This window comes from Mycobacterium sp. 141, assembly GCF_000382405.1.
Lineage (GTDB): Bacteria > Actinomycetota > Actinomycetes > Mycobacteriales > Mycobacteriaceae > Mycobacterium.
Genome location: NZ_KB908255.1, coordinates 139,768 through 163,981, shown reverse-complemented (window position 1 = coordinate 163,981; position 24,214 = coordinate 139,768). Strand labels below are relative to the sequence as shown.

The 24,214-nt window shown below is 66.3% G+C and carries 20 protein-coding genes; 4 read left to right on the top strand and 16 right to left on the bottom strand.

Features of this window, described 5'->3' with window-relative positions:
* Positions 1–15: 15 nt before the first annotated feature.
* From H276_RS0100880 to yajC, 6 genes are all read right to left on the bottom strand, one after another.
* Positions 16–2,346 carry a bifunctional (p)ppGpp synthetase/guanosine-3',5'-bis(diphosphate) 3'-pyrophosphohydrolase gene (locus H276_RS0100880; RefSeq protein ID WP_026356434.1) on the bottom strand — a complete coding sequence of 777 codons (2,331 nt, stop codon included), beginning with the start codon at positions 2,344–2,346 and terminating at the stop codon, positions 16–18.
* A gap of 57 nt (positions 2,347–2,403) precedes the next feature.
* Positions 2,404–2,928 carry an adenine phosphoribosyltransferase gene (locus H276_RS0100875; protein WP_196807814.1) on the bottom strand — a complete coding sequence of 175 codons (525 nt, stop codon included), beginning with the start codon at positions 2,926–2,928 and terminating at the stop codon, positions 2,404–2,406.
* 20 nt (positions 2,929–2,948) lie between these two features.
* Positions 2,949–4,565: an ABC transporter substrate-binding protein gene (locus tag H276_RS0100870; protein WP_019969416.1), complete on the bottom strand. Its 1,617-nt coding sequence runs from the start codon at positions 4,563–4,565 to the stop codon at positions 2,949–2,951.
* A gap of 131 nt (positions 4,566–4,696) precedes the next feature.
* Positions 4,697–5,986, bottom strand: a complete 1,290-nt coding sequence (secF, locus tag H276_RS0100865; RefSeq protein ID WP_019969415.1) for a protein translocase subunit SecF — start codon at positions 5,984–5,986, stop codon at positions 4,697–4,699.
* A gap of 4 nt (positions 5,987–5,990) precedes the next feature.
* The gene (gene secD, locus H276_RS0100860) at positions 5,991–7,808 is read right to left on the bottom strand and encodes a protein translocase subunit SecD (RefSeq protein WP_019969414.1); all 1,818 of its coding nucleotides are present in this window, start codon (positions 7,806–7,808) and stop codon (positions 5,991–5,993) included.
* Positions 7,809–7,882: 74 nt separating this feature from the next.
* Positions 7,883–8,242 carry a preprotein translocase subunit YajC gene (gene yajC, locus H276_RS0100855; protein ID WP_019969413.1) on the bottom strand — a complete coding sequence of 120 codons (360 nt, stop codon included), beginning with the start codon at positions 8,240–8,242 and terminating at the stop codon, positions 7,883–7,885.
* Positions 8,243–8,514: 272 nt separating this feature from the next.
* Between yajC and gabT the strand changes: the two genes are divergently transcribed.
* Complete coding sequence (gabT, locus tag H276_RS0100850) at positions 8,515–9,855, top strand: 4-aminobutyrate--2-oxoglutarate transaminase (protein ID WP_026356432.1); 1,341 nt, start codon at positions 8,515–8,517, stop codon at positions 9,853–9,855.
* Here gabT and H276_RS0100845 read toward each other — a convergent pair.
* Entirely contained in the window at positions 9,852–10,472 is a 621-nt protein-coding gene (locus tag H276_RS0100845; RefSeq protein WP_019969411.1) for a hypothetical protein, read from the bottom strand. The two genes, gabT and H276_RS0100845, sit on opposite strands and share 4 nt — an antisense overlap.
* A gap of 346 nt (positions 10,473–10,818) precedes the next feature.
* On the opposite strand from H276_RS0100845, the gene car reads away from it, so the two are divergent.
* A complete protein-coding gene (gene car, locus H276_RS0100840) occupies positions 10,819–14,328 on the top strand; it encodes a carboxylic acid reductase (protein WP_019969410.1) in 3,510 nt (1,169 codons plus the stop codon).
* A gap of 186 nt (positions 14,329–14,514) precedes the next feature.
* On the opposite strand, the gene H276_RS0100835 is transcribed toward car, so the two are convergent.
* The 4 genes from H276_RS0100835 to ruvC are packed head-to-tail and all read right to left on the bottom strand — an operon-like array spanning position 14,515 to position 17,139.
* Positions 14,515–14,901, bottom strand: coding sequence for a DUF1304 domain-containing protein (locus H276_RS0100835; protein WP_019969409.1), 387 nt, complete (start codon positions 14,899–14,901; stop codon positions 14,515–14,517).
* A gap of 5 nt (positions 14,902–14,906) precedes the next feature.
* Positions 14,907–15,962, bottom strand: a complete 1,056-nt coding sequence (gene ruvB / locus H276_RS0100830) for a Holliday junction branch migration DNA helicase RuvB (RefSeq protein ID WP_019969408.1) — start codon at positions 15,960–15,962, stop codon at positions 14,907–14,909.
* A gap of 35 nt (positions 15,963–15,997) precedes the next feature.
* Positions 15,998–16,585: a Holliday junction branch migration protein RuvA gene (gene ruvA / locus H276_RS0100825; protein ID WP_019969407.1), complete on the bottom strand. Its 588-nt coding sequence runs from the start codon at positions 16,583–16,585 to the stop codon at positions 15,998–16,000.
* Positions 16,582–17,139 carry a crossover junction endodeoxyribonuclease RuvC gene (ruvC, locus tag H276_RS0100820; protein ID WP_026356431.1) on the bottom strand — a complete coding sequence of 186 codons (558 nt, stop codon included), beginning with the start codon at positions 17,137–17,139 and terminating at the stop codon, positions 16,582–16,584. The genes ruvA and ruvC overlap by 4 nt, the downstream gene beginning before the upstream one ends.
* Before the next feature lie 116 nt (positions 17,140–17,255).
* Between ruvC and H276_RS0100815 the strand changes: the two genes are divergently transcribed.
* Positions 17,256–17,915: an NAD(P)H-binding protein gene (locus H276_RS0100815; protein WP_019969405.1), complete on the top strand. Its 660-nt coding sequence runs from the start codon at positions 17,256–17,258 to the stop codon at positions 17,913–17,915.
* A 65-nt stretch (positions 17,916–17,980) separates the two neighbouring features.
* Here H276_RS0100815 and H276_RS0100810 read toward each other — a convergent pair whose 3' ends face one another.
* A complete protein-coding gene (locus H276_RS0100810; RefSeq protein WP_019969404.1) occupies positions 17,981–18,736 on the bottom strand; it encodes a YebC/PmpR family DNA-binding transcriptional regulator in 756 nt (251 codons plus the stop codon).
* 151 nt (positions 18,737–18,887) lie between these two features.
* Here H276_RS0100810 and H276_RS0100805 point away from each other — a divergent pair, with 151 nt between their 5' ends.
* A complete protein-coding gene (locus H276_RS0100805; protein WP_231376575.1) occupies positions 18,888–19,766 on the top strand; it encodes a hypothetical protein in 879 nt (292 codons plus the stop codon).
* Here H276_RS0100805 and H276_RS0100800 read toward each other — a convergent pair.
* The 4 genes from H276_RS0100800 to pdxS all read right to left on the bottom strand — a co-directional run bounded on the left by H276_RS0100800 (position 19,744) and on the right by pdxS (position 24,179).
* Positions 19,744–21,750 (bottom strand): glycosyltransferase family 39 protein, encoded by a 2,007-nt coding sequence (locus H276_RS0100800; RefSeq protein ID WP_019969402.1) that lies wholly within the window; start codon positions 21,748–21,750, stop codon positions 19,744–19,746. The genes H276_RS0100805 and H276_RS0100800 overlap by 23 nt on opposite strands.
* A gap of 90 nt (positions 21,751–21,840) precedes the next feature.
* Positions 21,841–22,422 (bottom strand): pyridoxal 5'-phosphate synthase glutaminase subunit PdxT, encoded by a 582-nt coding sequence (gene pdxT, locus H276_RS0100795; protein WP_019969401.1) that lies wholly within the window; start codon positions 22,420–22,422, stop codon positions 21,841–21,843.
* Positions 22,419–23,267 (bottom strand): acyl-CoA thioesterase II, encoded by an 849-nt coding sequence (tesB, locus tag H276_RS0100790; protein ID WP_019969400.1) that lies wholly within the window; start codon positions 23,265–23,267, stop codon positions 22,419–22,421. Before tesB ends, pdxT begins: the two co-directional genes overlap by 4 nt.
* Positions 23,268–24,179 (bottom strand): pyridoxal 5'-phosphate synthase lyase subunit PdxS, encoded by a 912-nt coding sequence (gene pdxS / locus H276_RS0100785; RefSeq protein WP_026356430.1) that lies wholly within the window; start codon positions 24,177–24,179, stop codon positions 23,268–23,270.
* Positions 24,180–24,214 lie beyond the last annotated feature (35 nt).

The window sequence follows — 24,214 nt, the reverse complement described above, 5'->3', positions numbered from 1 at the left end:
CGAGTGCCTGCGCGATCAGGCCGCGCTGGTGACCCGGTACACGTCGTAGACACCCTCGACGTTGCGCACCACGCTCAGCAGATGACCGAGGTGCTTCGGATCGCCCATCTCGAAGGTGAACCGGCTGATGGCCACCCGGTCGTTGGAGGTGGTGACCGACGCCGAAAGGATGTTGACCTTCTCGTCGGCCAGCACCCGGGTGACGTCCGAGAGCAGGCGGTGCCGGTCGAGCGCCTCGACCTGGATCGCCACCAGGAACACCGATGACGGTGACGGCGCCCATTGCACGTCGATGATGCGTTCTGACTGTTCTTGCAGCGAGGCCGCATTCGTGCAATCGGTGCGGTGGATGCTCACGCCCCCACCCCGGGTGACGAAGCCCATGATGGTGTCGCCGGGCACCGGGGTACAGCACTTGGCCAGCTTGGTCAGCACACCGGGCGCGCCCGGCACGGCCACGCCGGTGTCGTCGGTGGTGCGCTGCCGGACCGGCATGGTCGCCGGGGTCGACCGCTCGGCGAGTTCGTCCTCGGCCGCGTCGTCGCCGCCGAACTGGGCGAGCAACCGCTGCACCACATGCCGCGCCGAGACGTGCCCCTCACCCACCGCGGTATAGAGCGCCGACACATCGGTGTAGCGCAGCTCACGGGCCAGCGCACTCATGGTCTCGCCGGTCATCAAGCGCTGCAACGGAAGTCCGTTACGACGGACCTCGCGCGCGATGGCGTCCTTGCCGGACTCCAGGGCTTCCTCGCGGCGTTCCTTGGCGAACCACTGCCGGATCTTGGCCTTGGCCCGGGGCGACACCACAAAGGTCTGCCAGTCCCGCGACGGGCCGGCATTGGCTGCCTTCGAGGTGAAAATCTCGACCACTTCGCCGTTTTCGAGCTTGCGTTCCAGCGCCACCAGGCGGCCGTTGACGCGTGCCCCGATACAGCGGTGGCCGACCTCGGTGTGCACCGCGTAGGCGAAGTCCACCGGAGTGGACCCGGTGGGCAGCGTGACCACGTCACCCTTGGGGGTGAACACGAAGATCTCCTGCACCGCAAGGTCGTAACGCAGCGACTCCAAGAATTCGCCGGGGTCGGCGGCCTCCCGCTGCCAGTCCAGCAGCTGGCGCATCCAGGCCATGTCGTCGATCTCGGTCGAGGCATGCGGATGTGGAACCCCGTTGCGGCCCTTGGCTTCCTTGTAGCGCCAGTGCGCGGCGATACCGTACTCAGCGGTGCGGTGCATGTCGCGGGTGCGGATCTGCACCTCCAGCGGCTTGCCCTCCGGGCCGACGACGGTGGTGTGCAACGACTGGTATACGCCGTAGCGCGGCTGGGCGATGTAGTCCTTGAAACGCCCCGCCATCGGCTGCCACAGCGAGTGCACGACACCCACGGCGGCGTAGCAATCACGGATCTCATCGCAGAGGATCCGCACACCGACCAAGTCGTGGATGTCGTCGAAGTCGCGGCCCTTGACGATCATCTTCTGGTAGATCGACCAGTAGTGCTTGGGCCTGCCCTCGACCGTGGCGTTGATCTTCATGGCCGACAACGCCACGCCGATCTCGGCGCGCACCTTGGCCAGATAAGTGTCGCGTGACGGCGCCCGGTCGGCGACCAAGCGCACGATCTCCTCGTACTTCTTGGGATGCAGGATCGCGAACGACAGATCCTCCAGCTCCCATTTGACGGTCGCCATCCCAAGCCGATGAGCAAGCGGCGCAATGACTTCCAGCGTCTCGCGGGCCTTGTGCGCCTGCTTCTCCGGCGGCAGGAATCGCATGGTGCGCATGTTGTGCAGGCGGTCGGCCACCTTGATCACCAGCACCCGTGGATCACGGGCCATCGCGATGATCATCTTGCGAATGGTCTCGCCCTCGGCGGCAGAGCCCAGCACCACCTTGTCCAGCTTGGTCACGCCGTCTACCAAATGGCCGACCTCGCTGCCGAATTCGGCGGTCAGCGCCTCGAGTGTGTAGCCGGTGTCCTCGACGGTGTCGTGCAGCAGTGCCGCCACCAGCGTCGTGGTGTCCATCCCGAGCTCGGCCAGGATATTGGCGACCGCCAGCGGATGGGTGATGTAGGGGTCACCGGACTTGCGCAGCTGGTCGGCATGTCGCTTGTCGGCGACGTCGTAGGCACGCTGCAGCAACTGCAGATCGGCCTTCGGATATATCTCCCGGTGCACCGCCACCAGCGGTTCGAGCACCGGGTTCACGGCGCTGCGCTGCGCCGTCATCCGTCGAGCCAGCCGGGCGCGCACGCGACGAGACGCGCTGGTCTTGGCGACGTCGGCCGGGGTCGGCTCGGGCGGAGACTGCACGGCTTGACCGGTACCGGGATCGTCGGCCATCGCCGTCACCTCCTGCTGTTCATCCCCACCTGTTCATCCAGAGTTCGAGGATATCCCTCACACCGTGTGCAGGCTGCTAACCGGCAGAGGTGCCACCGCACCGCGACCACGTAGTCCGGTCAACTCCAAGACGACTGCGGCGCCGATCACCGCAGCACCACTCGCAGTGAGGAGCTTGACCGCCGCAGCCAGCGTGCCGCCGGTGGCCAGCACATCGTCGATGATGACAACGTTGCGCCCGGCGATATCAATCCCCTCGGCCGGGATCTCCAGGGTCGCTGTGCCGTATTCCAGGTGGTAGGTCGCACTGTGTACGGGTGGCGGCAACTTTCCGCCTTTGCGGACAGCGAGCACGCCGGTGCCCAAGCGGGTCGCGACGGCTGCCCCCAGCAGGAAACCACGCGCATCCAGGCCGGCCACCAGATCTGCGCCTGCGGCGCTGGCCGCCAGCGCGTCGGTGACCGCACAGAGCCCGTCGGCATCGGCCAGCAACGGAGTCAGATCCTTGAATTGCACGCCCGGCTCCGGGAAGTCGGCGACCTCGCGGGTCAGCGAGGCGATGAGCCGGGAGATGTCGGCGATGTCGATGTCGTGCCGCTCGGTCACTTCGACAACCTCCAACGGTCCATGTTCCAGCCGGCGCCCCAGCGGGTCGGATTGCTGCTCACGGCATACATCTTGGTCGATGTCAGCACGGTGCGCTGCTGGCGGTACAGCGGCAGCGTCGGCATGTCGCCCCACAGGATCGGCGCACCTTCACCGACCAGGCGCGTCAACTCCTTGGGATCTGACGTCACGGCCAGCGCGTCGATGATGCCGTCGATGCGTTCGTTGTTGTAGCCGGAGAGGTTGTTGCCGTTGCCGCCATGCAGGTTATAAGCGTCGATCGCCGAGGACCCCGACGAACCGCTTCCCGTCGCTCCACCGGTACTGGCCAACAGCACGTCGAATTCGTTGTTACGCAACGCCACCGGGCCGGCCGATTCTGATCCGGCGTCCTGCACCGTGATGCCGGCGGGCGCGCACGATTTGGCGATCGCACCCACCGTCGCGGCCAGCCGGGCGTTGGGTGTCTGGTACCCGATGCGCACGGTCAGCGGCTGGTTGTGGATCTCGGCGCGGGCGGCGTCGGGATCGGCGACGGTGAACTGGCCGCCAGCGGCAGTGCCCTCAGCTGCCCCGAAAACATCGTCAGTGGCCGGGCTGAGCCGCGAGTTGGCGATGGGCATGGCGACGTTGCGGGCGATGGCGTCACGGGGGGTGCACAGTGCCAACGCCCGCCGGGCCGGCGTAGCCGCCAGCGGCCCGCCCGGCGCAAAAATCAGCTGCTCGATGCCGGCCGACGGGGCGTCAGTGCTGACGTAGTCGTCCGGGAGATTGAGCACACCCGAAGACCCCGTGGCAATGTCGACGACATCGAAGTCCCCTTGGTTGACCCGCTCCTGGATGTCGGCGCCGCGCGGCCACACCGTGATCTTCTCCGTGATGGGCTTGGCGCCCCACCATTTGTCGTTGGCCACCAGTGTCACGACACCATCCTTGGACACCGAGTCCAGCCGGTACGGGCCTGAGGACGGGAAGTGTTTGAGGTCGACGTCCGGCTTGAGGTCCCACGTGGTGTTCCAGGCCTGGGCGATGCGGTCCACCGTGGGCCTGTCGGCGGTCAGCAGTGCGGTGGTGACTCCGCTCTCCGCGAGCCCCAACTCGTCGGCGATGACGTGCGACGGCATCAGCGAGGTCGCGGTGAACAGCTGCCCGTAGTCGACGAACGGACGATCCTGGGCGAACGCCACCCGGGCCTTCTTCTGCCCCGGCGCACAGTCCACCGCGGAGATGTCGCGGTAGCCGGCCTGGCTGGCCGCGTCGAAGCCCGCGAACCGGCCCGACTGGGCAGCCCAAGCGAGCACCAGATCGTCACAGGTGACCGGCTTGCCGTCGGAGTACACCGCCTTGTCGTCGATCACGTAGTCGAGCACCAGCGGCGCACGGCCCACCACAGACACCGACCCGAAGTCGTGATCGGCGACGACCTGACCGTCCGGTCCGTGGTAGGAGAAACCGGTCAGGGTGCGCGCGAAGGCCTGCGGCCCGGCTGACGCCGCACCAGCGACGGTGTTCGTGTTGTAGGTGGGCAGGGTGCCGTCGACCGCATAATCGATCGCATCGGCCGAGCTCCCCCCGCACGCCGACACTCCGAGTGTGGCCAGCAGCGTCACCACAGCCGCGCAGAGCAGTCTCGCTCCTCGCGTCCGCGGAACCTGATTCGCTCCTCGCGTCCGCAGTACTCGATTCGCTCCTCGCGTCCGCGGAAACCGAACCCGCCCGACGGCACCCCAGCGCGCCACCGGAACTACCGCCGGGTGTTCCGCTTGCCCGACGGACGACCGGTTTTTGCCGTGGGCCGCGCTCCGGGCGCAGGCTTGGCCGGAGCCCGCGAGCTCACGACTGCAGAGACGGTCTGCTCCGCGTCGTCGACATCATCCGTGTCGTCGGTTTCAGCGTCGTGTGCGGCCGTCTTGGCATCTGGCTCCTTGTCCGCCTTCGCGGCGCCGGGGTGGCGGCGGTTGAGCACCTTCTTGGTGTGCCTACGCACCAATTCGGTGCGCTCACGCAGCGACACCAGCAGCGGCGTGGCGAAGAAGATCGAGGAGTAGGTACCCACGATCACACCGACCAGCTGCACCAGGGCCAGGTCCATCAGTGTTCCGACGCCGAGCAGCCACACCGCGACCACGATCAGGGCCACGATCGGCAGCACCGAGATCAAGCTGGTGTTGATCGAGCGCATGAACGTCTGGTTGACCGCAAGGTTGGCCTGCTCGGCGAACGTGCGCCGGGTGGTGTGTTCGAAGCCGTGGGTGTTCTCCTCGACCTTGTCGAACACGATCACCGTGTCGTAGAGCGAGAAACCCATGATGGTCAGCAGGCCGATGACGGTCGCCGGGGTCACCTCGAACCCGACCACCGAGTACACGCCCGCGGTGACCAACAGGTCGAAGACCAGCGACGCCAGCGCCGAGAGCGCCATGTACTTCTCGTAGCGCCACGTGATGTAGATGGTCGCCAGCACCAGGAAGACGATCAGCGCGATCACGGCTTTTTGGGTGATCTGGCCGCCCCACGTTCCCGAAACGTCCGACTGGCTGATCTCCTGCGGGCCGGATTTGCCGTCGCTGCCCTTCGGGTGAAAGGCGTCGAACAGTGCCGTGCGCAGGTTCTCGGTGTCCTCGTTGGTCAGGGTCTCGGACCGGATCTGGACGGTCGCAGAAGCGCCGTTGCCGACCACGACCACCGATTCGGGATTGCGGCCCAGGGTCTTGCTGAACACGTTCTCGACCTGCTGGGTGCTGATCGGCCCGGACTCGCCGGTCGCCGGCATCGAGACCTGTGTTCCGCCCTCGAAGTCGATGCCGAAGGTGAATCCGCGCACCACCATACTGACGACCGCGATCGCGACGATGACGCCGCTGATGGCATACCAGAGCTTGCGCCGGCCGACGACCTCGAAAGCGCCGGTCCCGGTGTAGAGCCGCACGAAGAATCCGTGCTTGGGCACCGCCGTCGACGTCGCCTCGATGCTGGGAGCCTCGACGGCCTCCGTGCTGTCGACGTCGGTGTCGGTGTCGTGCTTCGCCGCCATCTGTCTACCCCCGTCCCGCCGTTGCGTGCGCGGCTTCTCGACGTTCCCGGGCGATCTGTTGCACCGCACCGAGGCCGTTGAGCGCTGGATTGGCCATCGTCGGCGACTTCGACGCCAGGTACACCAGCGGCCAGGTCACCAGGAACACCACCACGATGTCGAGCAGCGTGGTCAACCCGAGGGTGAACGCGAAGCCCTTCACCTGTCCGATCGCCAGCACATACAGCACCAGGGCGGCCAGGAAGGTCACCGCGTTGCCCGACACGATGGTCTTTCTGGCCCGCGCCCAACCGCGCGGAACCGCCGACCGGAACGAACGGCCCTCTCGGATCTCATCTTTGATGCGTTCGAAGAACACCACGAACGAGTCGGCTGTGGTCCCGATACCGATGATCAAACCGGCGATGCCTGCCAGGTCCAGCGTGTAGCCGATGTATCTACCGAGCAACACCAGGATCGCGAAAACCATTGCGCCGGAAGCCACCAGCGAAAGCGCCACCAGCAGTCCCAGTACCCGGTAATACAGCAGCGAGTACAGCAGCACAGCCGCCAGGCCGATCGCGCCGGCGATCAAGCCGGCCCGCAATGAGGACAGACCCAGTGTCGCCGAGACGGTTTCGGCTTCCGACGATTCGAAGGACAGCGGCAGGGAGCCGTACTTCAGGACGTTGGCGAGTTCTTTAGCCGAGTCTGCGGTGAAATTGCCGGTGATCTGAGTGCGGCCGCCAGGGATGGCCTCGCGGATTGTCGGGGCACTGACCACCCGGGAGTCGAGGGTGAAGGCCGTCGCGGTGCCGACATTGGCTGCGGTGAAATCGGCCCACGTCTTGGCGCCGCCGCTCTTGAACTCCACGTCGACGACGTACTGGCCCTGCTGCTGATCCAGGCCCGAGGTGGCGTTCTGGATCTCCTCGCCGCTCATGATCGACTTGTTGAGCAGATAGACGGTCTGCCCGTCGGTGGAGCAGGTGACCAATGGCAGGTTCGGATCGTCGTTGCCCGCGAGCACGTCCTCCTCACCACAGCGGGTGGCCTGGAACTGCAGAGCCAGAATCTGGATCGACGGATTGGTGCTCTGCCGCAACTGCTTCTCCTCGGCGATGCGCTGTGCCAGATCGCCCTTCGCATCCGCGGGCGCCGGAGCCGGTGGCTGGCCGGGAGGCGCAGGAGCAGGTGCGGGCTCCCCCGGCGTCGGCGCAGGCTCCTGCGGATACGGCCGCGGCTGCGGTGCCGGCTGCTCACCATCCGCGGGAGAAACAGGCGCCGGTGCCGGCGGTTCTCCGGGCTCACCGACAGGAGCAGGCGCCTCACCGGGAGCGGCTCCCTGCGGGGGCCCGCCAGGAAGCCCTCCCGGCGCTCCAGGCACCGCTGGCGCACCCGGTGCTGCCGGAGCCGGTGGCGCACCTGGCGCTCCGGCGGGGGGCTGAGCCTGCTTGGGCTGTGCCGGCATGGCGTGGATGACCGGTCGGATGTAGAGCCGGGCGGTTTGGCCGAGGTTGCGCGCCTCATTGCCGTCGTTGCCCGGCACCGTGATCACCAGGTTGTTGCCGTCGATGACCACCTCGGACCCGGACACACCGAGACCGTCGACGCGGGCGCTGATGATCTGCTGGGCCTGCGACAGCGCTTCCCGGGTCGGTGCCGAACCGTCGGGCGTGCGTGCGGTCAGGGTAACCCGGGTACCGCCCTGCAGGTCGATACCGAGTTTGGTCTTGGCCTGTTTGTCACCGGTGAGGAACACCAGCAGGTATACGCCGATGAGCAGGACGAGGAAGAGCGTCAGGTAGCGGGCAGGGTGCACCGGCGCCGAAGACGATGCCACGTTTCTTGGGTCTCCTTGAGATCAGTTCGTGTCAGCATCGCAAAGGGTACGTGCTGGTCCTGAGTGGACAGCTATCAGTCTTTCGTGCGTCCGTCGCTGTCGGTGACGGCGGTGCTCTCGGTCAACTCGGTCGCCGTCGGCACCTCGGGCGCGGCCTTGCCCTTGGCAGCACCGGCTCCGTCCTCGATGCGGTCGCGGACAGCCAGCTTCATCCAGGTGGTGATGACGCCTGGAGCAATCTCCAGGTCAACATTGTCATCGGTGATCCGGGTGATCGTGGCCTGCAGACCCGACGTGGTGTGAACCCGGTCGCCGATCTGCAGCGAGTTGTGCAGATCGATGGTTTTCTGCATCGCCCGCTTCTGACGCCGCGACGTGTAGAACATGAAGCCGCCCATGATGATCAGCAGGGGGATGAAAATGGCTATATCCATAGCGACACTGTCTTTCGTGATCGAATCGTGTGGTCTTGGTTCCGGACCGGCAGGTCACGACACCTCGTAGGGGACCAGTCTGCCATTGCGGCCACGCGCCGCCACGGGCCCCGTCGTCCCGCCGGCGCTTAGCGGTGCTAATTTCCGGCGGCCGCAGGGCCGGGTGACCGCCGTTCGGCGCTGGCCAAAACCGACAGCCGGGCACCCGGACGACTACCCTCGGACTCGCTCCAATCCGTCCGCACCGCCATCGGAGTTCCCAGGAGTCAGTGTTGAGCCATCCAGAGCAGAGCCGTCATCTCGCCACCACCATCCCGGGCCCCAAATCGCAGGCCCTCACCGACCGGAAAACCGCGGCGGTGAGCCGCGGCGTGGGCACCATAATGCCCGTCTACGCCACGCGGGCCGGCGGCGGCATCGTCGAGGACGTCGACGGTAATCGACTCATCGACCTGGGCTCCGGAATATCGGTGACCACTGTCGGCAATGCGGCGCCCCTCGTGGTCGACGCCGTGGCCACCCAGGCCGCCGACTTCACCCACACGTGCTTCATGGTGACGCCCTACGAGGGGTACGTCGCCGTCTGCGAACAGCTCAACCGATTGACACCGGTCGCGGGTGACAAACGCTCGGCACTGTTCAATTCCGGTTCCGAAGCGGTCGAGAACTCTGTGAAGATCGCGCGCTCCTTTACCCACAAATCTGCCGTCGTGGCGTTCGATCACGCCTACCACGGCCGCACCAACCTCACCATGGCGCTGACCGCCAAAGTCATGCCCTACAAGGACGGCTTCGGCCCGTTCGCCCCAGAGGTCTACCGGGCCCCGGTGTCTTACCCGTTCCGCGACGCCGAGTTCGGCAAGGAAATGGCCACCGACGGCGAACTGGCCGCCAGGCGGGCTATCGATGTGATCGACAATCAGATCGGTGCCGACAACCTCGCGGCGGTGCTCATCGAACCGATCCAGGGCGAGGGTGGATTCATCGTCCCGGCCGACGGATTCCTGCCCACGCTGCTGGACTGGTGTCGGGCGAACGATGTGGTGTTCATCGCCGACGAGGTGCAGACCGGGTTCGCCCGCACGGGCGCGATGTTCGCCTGCGAATACGAAGGGATCGACCCCGACCTCATAGTCACCGCCAAGGGCATCGCCGACGGTATGCCGCTGTCGGCAGTGACCGGTCGCGCCGAGATCATGAATGCGCCGCACGTGTCCGGGCTGGGCGGTACCTACGGAGGTAACCCTGTCGCCTGCGCGGCGGCACTGGCCACGATCAAGACGATCGAGGCCGACGGCCTGGTGGCCCGGGCGCAACAGCTCGAGACACTGATGAAGGACCGGCTGGGACGGTGGCAGGCCGAGGACGACCGCATCGGCGATGTGCGGGGGCGCGGCGCGATGATCGCCATGGAACTGGTCAAGGCCGGCACCACCGAACCCGACGCCGAGCTGACCAAGGCGTTGTGCGCGGGCGCGCACGCTGCCGGGGTGATCGTGCTGTCCTGCGGCACCTACGGCAATGTGCTGCGCTTCCTGCCTCCGCTGACCATCAGCGACGAACTACTCGTCGAAGCTCTCGACGTTCTCGAGCTGATCCTGCGCGATCTTTAGTGCGCATGAGTGTGTCGTCTGCCGAACAGACCGCCCCAGCCTCGGTGCTCACGCGCCGCCGCAGTGTCGGACGCCGGTACCTCGGCAGCCGGTGCGCTGGCCGGAACGGGCTGGGCCACGGCAGGCCGCCGTGCATACGCGACGTCGCGGACACTACGAATCGACAAGCGGCCCAGCGCGACGGCGCCCAGGAATACGATCACCGCACCCAGGCCGGAGAAGTAGGCCAGCTCCAACGCGACACGCTTGGCGTCGGTGACGGCGACCGGAATACCCGCATCGCCGATGCCCAACGGGCCGGACAGTGCGCGGCCGACGATGAACCATGCCCCGGCTATGACGGCCAACCAACCGCCGAACATCGCAGTCGCGCGGTTACCCGACGTCAATAGCAATAGCCCACCCAGTACGGCGACGACTCCCGGCAACACCTCGAGCCAGCCGCGGCCCACCGTCCACACCCAGCCCTGATCGGGCGTGAAGGCGAAGTCGAGGTATGGGCCGATGAACGGGATCAGTGCACCCCAGGCTCCGAACACCACCAGGAGCAAGCCGCTGGCCGCGCCCCGGCTGCGCGGCATCCGCATCAGGCTTCCGCGGGTATCGAATTCGCTCATGTTGCCTCCTTTGACGAAGCAGTGGGTACCCACACGGCATTGGGAGATAACGCACCAGGGCCCGTGGCGTGCGTCTGGATCACGCCGCCGTGCCAGAACGTCGATCACCCGAGGTCTGGTGCGGGCTGATCGGATGGGCCGAAAGACACAGTTCGGGCAATCTGGTGATGTTGCTCACAGTCAGGCAGATTTTCGGTATCCGCAGTCGGCCCGCCCAAGATTCCCAGCGAATTGACAGGCTCTGACCTGGCCGTACGGAAATAAGTTTAGTTCTACTAACGTAGTAATTGATTGAGCGCAATGTGGCGCCACTTGATACATAGCTAACTTGCAAAGAGGAATACCGATGACGACTGAGACCTATGAGGGGCGGCTCGAGCGCCGTATCGCTGACCTGGTCAGCACAGATCCGCAGTTCGCCGCCGCCGCGCCGAGCGAGGCCGTGAGCGCCGCCGCCGGCGCTGAGGGCCTGCAACTGCCCGAGATCGTGCAGACCGTCCTGCAGGGCTACGCCGACCGACCCGCCATCGGTGAGCGCGCCGTCGAGTTCGTCACCGATCCGCAGACCGGAAGGACCAGCGCCCAGCTGCTCCCCCGCTTCGACACCATCACTTACGGCGAGGTGTGGGAACGGGTACGGGCATTGGCCAGCGCACTGCACCAAGCCGGTGTGACAACGGGCGACCGGGTCAACATCCTCGGCTTCGCCAGCGCCGACTACACCGTCATCGACACCGCGCTGGGGCAGCTCGGAGCCGTCTCGGTGCCGCTGCAGACCAGTTCTTCCGTGTCAGCCCTGGCTCCGATCGTCATCGAGACCGAACCCCGGGTGATCGCAGCAAGCGTCGATCACCTCAACGACGCCGTCGAGCTCGCGCTGACCGCACACGCGCCGGCCAAACTGGTCGTTTTCGACCACCACCATGAGGTCGATGACCACCGCGACGCCGTGGCGGCGGCGACGACACGGCTCACCGACGCGGGCAGCCCCATCGTCGTCGAAACACTGGCCGACCTGTTGGCACAGGGCAAGAACCTGCCGCAGGCACCCGCCCCTGAATCCTCCGATCAAGACCTGGCCCTTCTCATCTACACCTCGGGCAGCACCGGCGCGCCGAAGGGCGCGATCTACCAGCAGAGCGCGGTCGCCAAATTTTGGCGCCGCAACTCCAAGGCCTGGTTCAGCCCGACAGCTGCCTCGATCAACCTCTGCTTCATGCCCATGAGTCACGTCATGGGCCGTGGCATCCTCTACGCGTCGCTGACCTCCGGTGGCACCGCCTACTTCGCGGCCCGCAGCGACCTGTCGACACTGCTGGAAGACCTGGCGTTGGTCCGGCCCACCGAGCTGAACTTCGTGCCGCGGGTCTGGGAGATGATCTTCAGCGAGTTCCAGAGCCGGGTGGACCGCCGGCTCGACGGTGCGTCCGACCGCGCCGCCGTCGAAGCCGAGGTGATGGCCGACATGCGCCAGAATCTGCTTGGCGGACGGTTCATTTCGGCCATGACCGGATCTGCGCCGATCTCCGCCGAACTGAAAGCGTGGCTGGAGGACTTTCTGGAGCTCCACCTGCTGGAGGGCTACGGTTCGACCGAGGCAGGCATGGTGCTGTTCGACGGCGTGGTGCAGCGGCAGGCGGTCATCGACTACAAGTTGGTCGACGTCCCGGACCTGGGGTACTTCAGCACCGACAAGCCGCATCCGCGCGGCGAACTGCTGGTGAAGACCCAGAACCTGTTCCCCGGTTACTACAAGCGACCCGAGGTCACCGCGACCGTGTTCGACGAGGACGGCTTCTACCGCACCGGCGACATCGTGGCCGAGGTCGGTCCTGATCAGCTGACCTACGTCGACCGGCGCAACAACGTCCTCAAGCTCGCGCAGGGCGAGTTCGTCACCGTCGCCAAGCTCGAAGCGGTGTTCGGCAACAGTCCGCTGGTACAACAGATCTACATCTACGGCAACAGCGCCCGACCGTATCTGCTGGCCGTGGTGGTACCGACGCAGGAAGCCCAGGCGCGCTACCAGCCAGCCGAACTGAAGCCGGCGATCGCCGAATCCCTGCAGGACGTGGCCAAGACCTCCGGCCTGCAGTCCTATGAGATTCCTCGCGACTTCCTTGTGGAGACAACACCTTTCACGCTGGAGAATGGTCTATTGACCGGCATCCGCAAGCTCGCGTGGCCGAAGCTGAAGGCGCACTACGGCGAACGGCTCGAGCAGCTCTACGCTGATCTGGCCGAGAGCCAGGCTAACGAATTGCGCGAGTTGCGGCAGAACGGCGCACAGGCTTCGGTTCTAGACACTGTCAGCCGCGCCGCCGGGGCCCTGCTCGGCGCCTCGACCGCCGATCTGCAGCCGGATGCCCACTTCACCGATCTGGGTGGAGATTCGCTGTCGGCATTGACTTTCGGAAATCTGCTGCGCGAGATCTTCGAGGTCGACGTGCCCGTGAGTGTGATCGTCAGCCCGGCCAACGATCTGGCAGCCATCTCGGCCTACATCGAGGCCGAGCGTTCCCCCGGCGCCAAGCGGCCGACTTTCGCGTCGGTGCACGGCTGGCACGCAGCTGAGATCACCGCCGCCGACCTGACGCTGGACAAATTCATCGACACCGAAACCCTCTCTGCCGCAACGACATTGCCCAAGGCCGGTTCCGAGGTCCGTACGGTGCTGCTGACCGGCGCCACCGGCTTCCTGGGCCGCTACCTGGCCCTGGAGTGGCTGGAGCGGATGGACCTGGTCGACGGCAAGGTCGTCGCCCTCGTCCGAGCCCGTTCGAACGACGAGGCGCGTGCCCGGCTCGACGCCATCTTCGACACCGGCGACGCGGAACTCCTTGCGCACTACCGGGAATTGGCCGCCGATCACCTGGAGGTCGTCGCAGGCGACAAGGGCGAGGCCGACCTCGGCCTGGACGGCGAGACCTGGCAGCGCCTGGCCGACACTGTCGACCTGATCGTCGACCCGGCTGCATTGGTCAACCACGTGCTGCCCTACAGCGAGTTGTTCGGGCCGAACGCCGTGGGCACCGCCGAGCTGATCCGGCTCGCACTGACCACCAAGGTCAAGCCGTACACCTACGTGTCGACCATCGGCGTGGGCGACCAGATCACGCCGGGCAAGTTCGTCGAAGAGGCCGATGTCCGCGAGATGAGCGCTGTCCGCCGGATCGACGACTCCTACGCCAACGGCTATGGCAACAGCAAGTGGGCCGGCGAAGTCCTGCTGCGCGAGGCCAACGACCTGTGCGGGCTGCCCGTCGCGGTGTTCCGCTGCGACATGATCCTGGCCGACACGACGTACTCGGGCCAGCTGAACCTGCCCGACATGTTCACCCGGATGATGTTCAGCCTCGTCGCCAGCGGTATCGCCCCGGGCTCGTTCTATGAGCTGGATGCCGACGGCAAACGGCAACGGGCGCACTACGACGGCCTGCCGGTCGAGTTCATCGCCGAGTCGATCTCGACGCTGGGTGCACAGGCAGTCGAGAGCTTCGAGACCTACCACGTGATGAACCCGTACGACGACGGCCTGGGAATGGACGAGTTCGTCGACTGGCTCATCGAGGCGGGCTACCAGATCGAGCGCATCGCCGACTACGGCCAGTGGTTGCAGCGGTTCGAAAGCACCCTGCGGGCATTGCCGGACAAGCAGCGTCAGGCGTCGTTGCTGCCGCTGCTGCACAACTACCAGAAGCCGGAGCGTCCGATGCTGGGCGCGCTCGCGCCGACTGATCGGTTCCGGGAAGCCGTGCAGGAAGCCAAGATCGGGCCCGACAAGGACATCCCGCATGTCACGCCCGCGGTCATCGTGCAGTACATCACCAACCTGAAGCAGCTCGGCCTGCTGTAACACGCTTCCTCACGAGGGAAGATCCCCTGATCGGCCGCGGTCCCACCAGGAACGCGGCCGATCAGTTCTCTCCGCGAGCAGACACCGCGGTCCCCGACACGCCGTTGTTCCGGTACCGCCGCGCCTGCTCGGCATGGGAAGGCGCACCCGACGGTATCGACCCGCCGCACTCGTCGAACGCAGGCGTCAGAGCGCCAAGCCGATCGCCACGAGCACCACCGCTATCAGCGGGAAGATGCCTTGCGTGATCGCGGCGCGGGCCTTGTCCGGTGAGGTGGTGAGCAGAACCAGCGCCGCGGCCAGCATCGAGCCAACCCCGGCGAACACCAGGGCCACGCCGACAACGTTGTGTCCCAAGGCGATTCCCACGATGCCGACCGTCGTGACGATGGCCAGGAACAGGTTGTAGAAGCCCTGGTTGAATGCCAGTTCCTTGGTAGTCTCAGCGGTTTCCGCGGTGGTACCGAAGGTCGCGCGGGTGCGCGGAGAGGTCCAGGTGAGCGATTCCATCACGAAGATGTAGACGTGCAGAACCGCGGCGAGGGCGGCGAAAACTAAACCGGCGATGACCATGACGACTATTCAAACAGCCCGGCCTGGCCCAGACCGGTGATCGGCGGTTGCATACCGAGGTGAGTCCAGGCCAGTGGTGTTGCGACCCGGCCCCGTGGGGTGCGGGCCACCATCCCGGCTCGCACCAGGAACGGTTCGCACACCTCCTCGACCGTGGTGGCTTCCTCCCCGACCGCCACGGCCAACGTGGACACGCCCACCGGTCCCCCGCCGAAGCTGCGGGTGAGCGCGGACAGCACGGCTCGGTCCAATCGGTCCAGACCCAACTCGTCGACGTCGTAGACCTCCAGGGCCGCCTTGGCGATGTCGCGGGTGATGACGCCGTCGGCCCGCACCTCGGCGTAGTCACGAACCCGACGCAGCAGCCGGTTGGCGATCCGGGGTGTGCCCCGCGAGCGGCGGGCGATCTCCGCCCCGGCCTCGGCGCCGAGGGTGATGCCGAGGATGCCTGCCGAGCGGGCCAGCACGCGCTCCAACTCGATCGGTTCGTAGAAATCCATGTGCGCGGTGAACCCGAAGCGGTCGCGCAGCGGGCCGGTCAGCGCGCCGGACCGAGTCGTCGCACCGACGAGGGTGAAGGGCGCCACTTCCAGCGGAATGGACGTGGCCCCAGGGCCTTTGCCGACCACCACGTCGACGCGGAAATCCTCCATCGCCAGGTAGAGCATCTCCTCGGCCGGGCGCGCGATGCGGTGAATTTCGTCGATGAACAACACATCGTGCTCAACCAGGTTGGACAGCATCGCCGCCAGGTCGCCCGCCCGCTCCAAGGCTGGGCCCGAGGTGATCCGCAGCGAGGAGCCGAGCTCGGCGGCGATGATCATCGCCAACGACGTCTTGCCCAGACCCGGAGGACCGGACAACAGGATGTGATCCGGTGTGCCACCGCGGTTTTTGGCGCCTTCGAGCACCAACTGTAACTGTTCCCGCACCCGAGGCTGGCCGATGAACTCGCCCAGCGAGCGGGGCCGCAGACTGGCGTCGATGTCGCCCTCGCCGACGGTGAGCGCGGGGGTCACCTCACGATCATCGGGCTCCTCGGTGTCGTCGAACCGGCCCATCTACATCTGCTCTTCGCGCCAGCGGCTCATCACCGCTACTTCTTACCAAGCATGGACAGCGCCGCCCGCAGTGCGGTAGATGTGCTCGCCTCGGGGTCATTGGCAAGCACCTTGTCGGTGGCTTCCTCAGCTTGTTTGGCCGCAAAGCCAAGGCCGACAAGCGCTTCCACCACTGGCCCACGTACCGCGTGGCCGACGGCCACACCTGCAGCCCCGGCAGTCACCACGCCGATCTTGTCGCGCAGTTCCAGCACCATCCGTTCGGCGCCCCGCTTGCCGATGCCGGGCACCCGAGTCAGGGCGGTCACGTCGCCGTCGGCGAGGGCCTGGCGCAGTGCCTGCGGGTCGTACACGGCCAGTGTCGCCAGCGCGATCTTCGGACCGACGCCGGACACGCCAAGCAACGTCAGGAACAAGTCCCGAGCCTCGCCGTCGGCGAACCCGTAGAGCGTCATAGAGTCTTCACGCACGATCATCGCGGTGATCAGCCGCGACTCGGCACCGCGTCGCAGGTTCGCCAGGGTGGACGGTGTCGCCATCACCTTGTAGCCGACACCGGAGGCCTCGATGACGGCGTGATCGAGAGCGATGTCGATGACTTCGCCGCGGACCGACGCGATCATGCCCGGGCCGCCTTGAGCTTGGCCTGATACTTGCGGCGTTGATCAGCAGCGAGCGCCTCGGCGGCGGCCATCCGAGCGAGCATCGGCGCCCGCCAGCAATGGCAGATGGCCAGTGCGAGTGCGTCAGCCGCATCGGCAGGAGTCGGTTTAGCTTGCAGCGCAAGGATTCTCGTCACCATTTCAGTGACCTGAGCCTTGCCCGCCCGGCCGTTTCCGGTGACCGCGGCCTTTACTTCGGACGGGGTGTGGAAATGCACGTCGATCTCTCTGCGGGCAGCCGCCAGCGCGATCACGCCGCCGGCCTGGGCGGTTCCCATCACGGTCGATACGTTCTGCTGGGCGAAGACACGCTCGATGGCGATCACGTCGGGCCGGTGGGTGTCCATCCAATACTCGACGGTGTCGCTGATGGTCAGTAGCCGCTGCTGCAGCGGGGCGTCGGCCGGCGTGCGGACCACGTCCACATCCAGCGCGATGACCTGGCGGCCTTTCCCGTTCTCGATCACCGACAGCCCGCAACGCGTCAACCCGGGATCGACTCCCATCACCCGCACGCGAACCCTTTCGTCAGAACATCTGTTCGAGAGCCTAGCGTGGTCCACCGACACCGAGCGGCAGGGACACGCGCGGCAGACTGTAGGCGCACCCGAAGAAGGCTAGAGGAAACATCATGCACGTCGTCATCGCAGGTGGACACGGAAAGATCGCCCTGATTCTGGAACGACTGTTGGCCAGGCGCGGTGACTCGGTGACCGGGCTGATCCGCAATCCCGCCCAGACAGCCGATCTGGAGGCCGCCGGCGCCCGGGCAGTCGTGCTGGATCTGGAACGCGCCTCGGTCGACGACGTCGCCGACGAGGTGCGCGGTGCCGACGCGGTGGTGTTCGCCGCGGGCGCCGGGCCGGGCAGCGGTGCGGCGCGCAAGGAGACCGTCGACCGCGACGCGGCGATCCTGCTGGCCGACGCTGCCGAGGCCGCGGGGGCGACCCGGTACGTGATGGTCTCGGCGTTGTCTGCCGACGATCGGTCTCTCGACGACAGCTACGACGAAGTGTTCCGGGCTTACATGCGGGCCAAAGCCGGAGCCGACGCAAATGTGCGGGCCCGCTCGGGACTGCGGACCACGATCGTACGGCCGGGCGGGCTGACCGACGCGGACGGCACGGGCAACGTGCAGATCGCTGAATCCACAGGGCGCGGCACCATTCCGCGGGCCGATGTCGCCGCGGTCCTGCTGGCGGTGCTGGACGCCCCGCAAACGGCCGGTCACACGTTCGAGGTGATCTCCGGTCAAACGCCTATCGCGGCGGCGGTCGCCGCAGTCGGTTAGCGACCTACGCGGCTAGGGCCTTCCGGCGCCGAGACCACGGTAGAGGGACGTCGGACCCTGGTCAGCTAGTCCTCGTCGAGGGCTGCGGCGACATCGTCGGGGATGTCGACGTTGGTGTAGACCTCCTGCACGTCGTCGCTGTCCTCCAACGCGTCGACCAGCTTCAGCACCTTGCGCGCGCCCTCAAGATCGACTGGAACCGTCACCGACGGCTGGAAACTGGCCTCGGCCGAGTCGTAGTCGATACCGGCATCCTGCAGTGCAGTTCGCACCGCGACCAGGTCGCTGGGCTCGGAGACGATCTCGAACGCATCGCCCAGGTCGTTGACCTCCTCGGCGCCCGCTTCGAGCACGGCCAGCAGCACATCGTCCTCGGTCAGGCCATTCTTCTCCAGCGTCACCACGCCCTTGCGGGCGAACAGGTAGGACACCGAGCCCGGATCGGCCATGTTTCCGCCATTGCGCGTCATCGCGACCCGGACCTCGCCGGCAGCCCGGTTGCGGTTGTCGCTCAGGCATTCGATGAGCACCGCAACACCGTTAGGGCCGTAACCCTCGTACGTGATGGTCTGCCAGTCTGCGCCGCCGGCTTCCTCACCTGCACCACGCTTGCGGGCCCGCTCGATGTTGTCGTTGGGCACCGAGCTCTTCTTGGCCTTCTGGATTGCGTCATACAGCGTCGGGTTACCACCCGGATCACCACCGCCGGTGCGCGCCGCCACCTCGATGTTCTTGATCAGCTTGGCGAATTCTTTACCACGGCGCGCGTCTTTAACGGCCTTCTGATGCTTTGTGGTGGCCCACTTGGAATGGCCGCTCATGCAGGTACGCCCTCTTTCTGGTGAAACTTCGGCTGCCCAGTCTACGTGGGCCGGTGCTGGGTCGTGCGCTGGCTTGGCCTGCGCAGATTTCAGCCGATCGGCAGACATCAGTTCCGCGATATGCCGCGCCGGGCGGCGTTACCGTACGCGAATGTCGGGCAGTTCGTTCAATCCCCCACCGGGCTGGCCGGTTCTTCCCGGCTGGGAGCCGCCTGCGGGATGGGAGGCTGATCTCTCGTGGCCGCCGGCGCCGCACGGCTGGCAATTCTGGACGAACACACCGCCGCCGCATCCTCCTACGCAGCCTGCCGCCCTCCGCCGGCGCCGCCGCGCGCTGCTGTGGGCGTTTGGCGCAGTGGCGACGATCGCGGCTGTCGTCATCGGCATCGTCACGGTCAAACACTTCAACCGGGGCAACGGACCCGACGTGATCGTGCTGAGACCTGTCGACGCACAAGGAAATGTCCAGACCGGCTGGAAGCAGAATGTCGAGGATCGCGGCAACGATCCCATCGATTGCTCGCTCGGTTTGCCGTCACGTTACGACGTAGGCGCCTCGGTGCGATCATGCGGTGGGACGGCCGATTCCGGCGACGCCTGCTGGCCGGCGGCAGACAACGATCATGTGCTGTGCGTGCGTGATCCGTTCACCAACGTGGTCGATCTGATCCCCGCCATCGGATTGAGCACGGCCCGCAAGCCAGCGATGCACAGCTACACACCGTTTGCCTTAGTACTCGACGACGGCACCCGGTGCCGCGCCCGGATCGGTGGCGCGTGGGGCCATTCCGCTCAACAACCCGATTGGGTGGCCTACTACGGCTGCGGTACCAACGATGCGGACTTCACCGCGGTGTGGGGCCCACGGGACGACGCCGGCGCCAGCGACGGTATCAGCCGAGAACGCCACAGATGGTCGGTGACAGTCGGCACCGAAGACGGCCCGCTGACCACCCATCGGGTGACCCGGGTGTACTACGTCGGCCTCGCCGGAAGAGCGCCAGGTGCTACTTCTTCAGCGGGGCGCTGAGGTCGTAGACCGTGTCCGAGCCCACCTTGGTCGCGGTGAAGTTCGCCTTCACCCAGTCGGTGATCTCGGTGTGCGAATTGTTGCCGAAGAAGCCGCCATGCCCTTTGGCCTCGGGAAGAACGTAGTAGGTGATCTGCCGATCGGCGACATAGGTCTGGAACTGTTCCAGCGTCGGCACCGGATCGCTACCGATGAAGCCACCGATCGCCATTACCGCAGTGTTGGTGGACAATTCGAGATTCGCCGCGGCCGAGGAGTGGTTGATTGCCGCCGACCACTTGGTAGTGGTGCCCCGCAGCATCGCGTCCACTCCGGGATTGTCGGTGAACCAGCCGTGCCCGTGGTGGTCGTCGGGATCAGCGGGTCCGACGCTGGGGCCGCCGCCGGTGTGCGGCTGACCGAGGGTGGCAACCGTGTACGCCGTCGTCCCGGCGAACCCGCCGATCAGTGCCGCCGCCAGTGCGGCGACCGCGAGGCCGCGGCGGCCCGCACGCAACCCCCACAGCAGAGCCACCGTGGCCAGTACTGCCACCGCCAGGATGGCCCACCGCAGCGGCGGCAGCCAGGACGCATTGCGGCCCAGGATCCAGAAGCTCCACACCCCGGTCGCCAGAAGCATTGTCGCCAAACCGATCCGGCCCAGCCAGTCGTCACGGCGGCGCCACATCTCGTGGATGCCGATGGCGAACATGGCCGCCACGGCCGGGGCCAGCGACAGGCAGTAGTACGGATGCACGTTGGTCTTCATGAAGCTCAGCACCAGACCGTCGATCACCAGCCAGGTGCCGAACAAGATCGCCCCGGCCCGTACGACGTCGGTGCGCGGCGCCCGGCCGCGCGACACCAGTACCAGCACCATCGCCAGCAGCGCCGCGGGGATCAGCCAGCCGATCTCGAAACCGAACTCGCCGGTGAACAGCCGCGGCAGGCCCTGGACCTGGTTGCCCCAGCCACCGAAGCCGCCGTGGTGTTGGGCGGCAGCGGCGCCCGGGCCGCTCGCCGGATCGGGCGCCGGGTGATCGCCTGGCTTCATGCCGTAGTGGTTATGGCCCAACACACGGCCGAACCCGTTGTAGCCCAGCACCAGGTTCATGAAGTTGTTGTCGGTCGAACCGGCGAGGTACGGCCGCGAGGACGCCGGCCAGAGCAAAGTGAGCAACACGAACCAGCCCGACGCCACGAGGAACGCGATCAGCGAGCCCAACAGGTGCAGCAGCCGGCGGCGGACCGTGACGGGCGCGGCGATCAGGTAGACCAGCCCGACGGCCGGCATGACCATCAGCCCCTCGAGCATCTTGGCCAGGAAGGCGAACCCGAGCGCGACACCGGCGAGCGCCAGCCAGCGTGCGCCATAACCGTTGTGCTCCTCGCGTGCGCCATATCCTTTCTGCTCCTCGCGTGCGCCATAACCGTTGTGCTCCTCGCGTGCGCCATGCTGCTCCAGGGCCCGCACCGCACAATAAGCAGCAGCCGTCATCAACAGCACCATCACCGCGTCGGGGTTGTTGAACCGGAACATCAGCGCCGTCACCGGCATGACAGCCAGCGCGGCGCCGGCGAGCAGAGCTGCGCGCGGTCCGCTGATCCGGCGCACCGCCCCGTAGAGCAGGCCGACCGCGGCAACGGCCATCAATGCTTCCGGGACGAGCATGCTGGCGCTGCTGAAGCCGAACAGCTGACCCGACAGTGCCATCACCCACTGCGAAACCGGCGGCTTGTCCACGGTGATGAAGTTGTTGGAATCCAGCGACCCGAACAGCAGGGCTTCCCAGTTCTTGGAGCCGGCCTGCGCCGCGGCGGCGTAGAACTCGTTGCCCATCCCGTTGATGCTGATATTCCACAAGTAGGCCACCGCGGTGACCAGCAATAACGCGGGGAACGCAAAACGCTCCAGCCTCGCCACGTCCAATCGGCGTCGAGAACCCGGTTCGGCGTCATTGGTCGATTCGGGCGCATCGTCAAGCGTCGTCGTCACATGCTCCATTAAGACCCGCCCCGATTTGCCGAACCTATGTATCCGCCGGGGACTTCCTGTGTCCCGCTATAGGACCAGTTCAGCGCCTTGTAAGGACAGTCACAACGAATCGACGAACAGCTTGTGGATGCGCAGATCGCCGGTCATCTCCGGATGAAACGACGTCGCGAGCATCGGCCCCTGACGCACTGCCACGATGTGGTCGGCAGCCCGGGCCAACACCTGCACGTCAGGTCCGATCCGCTCCACCCACGGCGCCCGGATGAACACGGCATGTACCGGGGTGTCGAGACCCTCGAAGTCGATTTCGCCTTCGAAGGAGTCCACCTGTCGGCCGAATGCGTTGCGGCGCACAGTCATGTCGATGGCTTTCAGCGGCACCGCGGCACGCCCCGCGACTCCGGCGTCGGCGATCTCGGTGGCCAGCAGGATCATCCCGGCGCAGGACCCGTAGCAAGGCAAACCGTCGGCAATGTGCGCCCGTAACGGTTCCAGCAGATCGAATTCCCGCAGCAGATGACTCATCGCGGTGGATTCCCCGCCGGGGATCACCAAGGCGTCAACCGCTTCCAGTTCGGACAGTCGACGCACCGTAATCGCCTCTGCCCCGGCCGCACGCAGAGCAGCCAGGTGTTCTCGGGTGTCGCCCTGAAGGGCCAGCACCCCTACATGTTTGGTCATTTTCCTTCCGAAGGCGTGAAATCCCGCTGGTAGCGAGTCAGCCCCTCCTGCATCACGGCCGCCACCATCTCGCCGGACCTGTTGAAGATCTTGCCCTGGGTCAGGGACCGCCCGCCGCACGCCGACGGCGACGATTGGTCGTAGAGCAGCCATTCGTCGGCCCGGAACGGCCGCATGAACCACATGGCGTGATCCAGGGAGGCCACCATCAGATGCTTGCGCACACCGAGGTGGTTGACCTGCGCCGAGCCCAACAGCGTCAGGTCGCTCATATAAGCCAGCGCGCAGATATGCAGCACGTGGTCGTCGGGCAACGGGTCGCGGTGACGGAACCACACCTGCTGTTGAGAGGCCTTGCCGGGCATCTTGTGCACCTGGTCGCGTGGCACGATGCGGACATCCCACTCAGCGAACTGCGCGAACCCGGCGTCGTCGAACGCTCCACCGGACCGGAAGCCGGGCAGATCATCCGGCGGCGGCGCCTCTGGCATCACATCCTGATGCTCGATGCCGGTCTGATCGGTCTGAAACGAGGCCGACATCGAGAAGATCGTCTCGCCGTGCTGGACGGCAAGGACCCGCCGGGTGCAGAACGAGCCGCCGTCGCGCGCCCGCTCGACCAGGTAGACCGTAGGAGTCGTGGCGTCGCCGGGGCGCAGGAAATAACCGTGCAGCGAATGCACCTGGAAGCGCGGGTCGACGGTGCGCACCGCGGAGACCAGCGATTGTCCCGCTACGTGACCGCCGAACGTGCGCTGCAGGAAACCCGACTCCGGGCTGAACACGCCGCCGCGATAGATGTTGACCTCGAGCTGCTCCAGATCGAGGATCTCTTCAATCGCCATTTACCAGCCGCGCTCGGCGAGCCGATGCGGCTGGGCGATGTCCTCCACGTTGATGCCGACCATGGCCTCCCCCAGCCCGCGCGACACCTTGGCCAGCACATCGGGATCGTCGTAGAACGTAGTGGCTTTCACGATCGCCGCGGCCCGCTGAGCCGGATTGCCCGACTTGAAGATGCCCGAGCCCACGAACACACCCTCGGCACCCAGCTGCATCATCATCGCCGCGTCGGCCGGAGTGGCGATACCACCGGCCGTGAACAGCGTGACCGGCAGCTTTCCGGCCCGGGCCACCTCGGCCACCAGGTCATACGGTGCCTGCAACTCCTTGGCGGCGACGTAGAGCTCGTCCTCGCTCAGCGACGTCAGCCCACGGATCTCCCCGCCGATCTTGCGCATGTGAGTCGTCGCGTTGGACACATCCCCGGTACCGGCCTCGCCCTTGGAGCGGATCATCGCCGCGCCCTCGGTGATCCGGCGCAGCGCCTCACCCAGATTGGTCGCGCCGCACACGAACGGCACGGTGAACTTCCACTTGTCGATGTGGTTGGTGTAATCGGCCGGGGTGAGCACCTCGGACTCGTCGACGTAGTCCACCCCCAACGCCTGCAGGATCTGCGCCTCGACGAAATGCCCGATCCGCGCCTTGGCCATCACGGGGATCGTCACCGCCTCGATGATGCCCTCGATCATGTCGGGGTCACTCATGCGTGACACGCCACCCTGGGCCCGAATGTCAGCAGGCACCCGCTCCAGTGCCATGACGGCCACCGCACCGGCAGCCTCGGCGATCTTCGCCTGCTCGGGAGTGACGACATCCATGATGACGCCGCCCTTGAGCATCTCAGCCATCCCACGCTTCACGCGCGCGGTACCGGTCTGATTCGTTGCACCGTTCTGCACCGCCCCAACGATCCCCCGATCGCTGCGCTCTTGCCCGCCGATTTCCA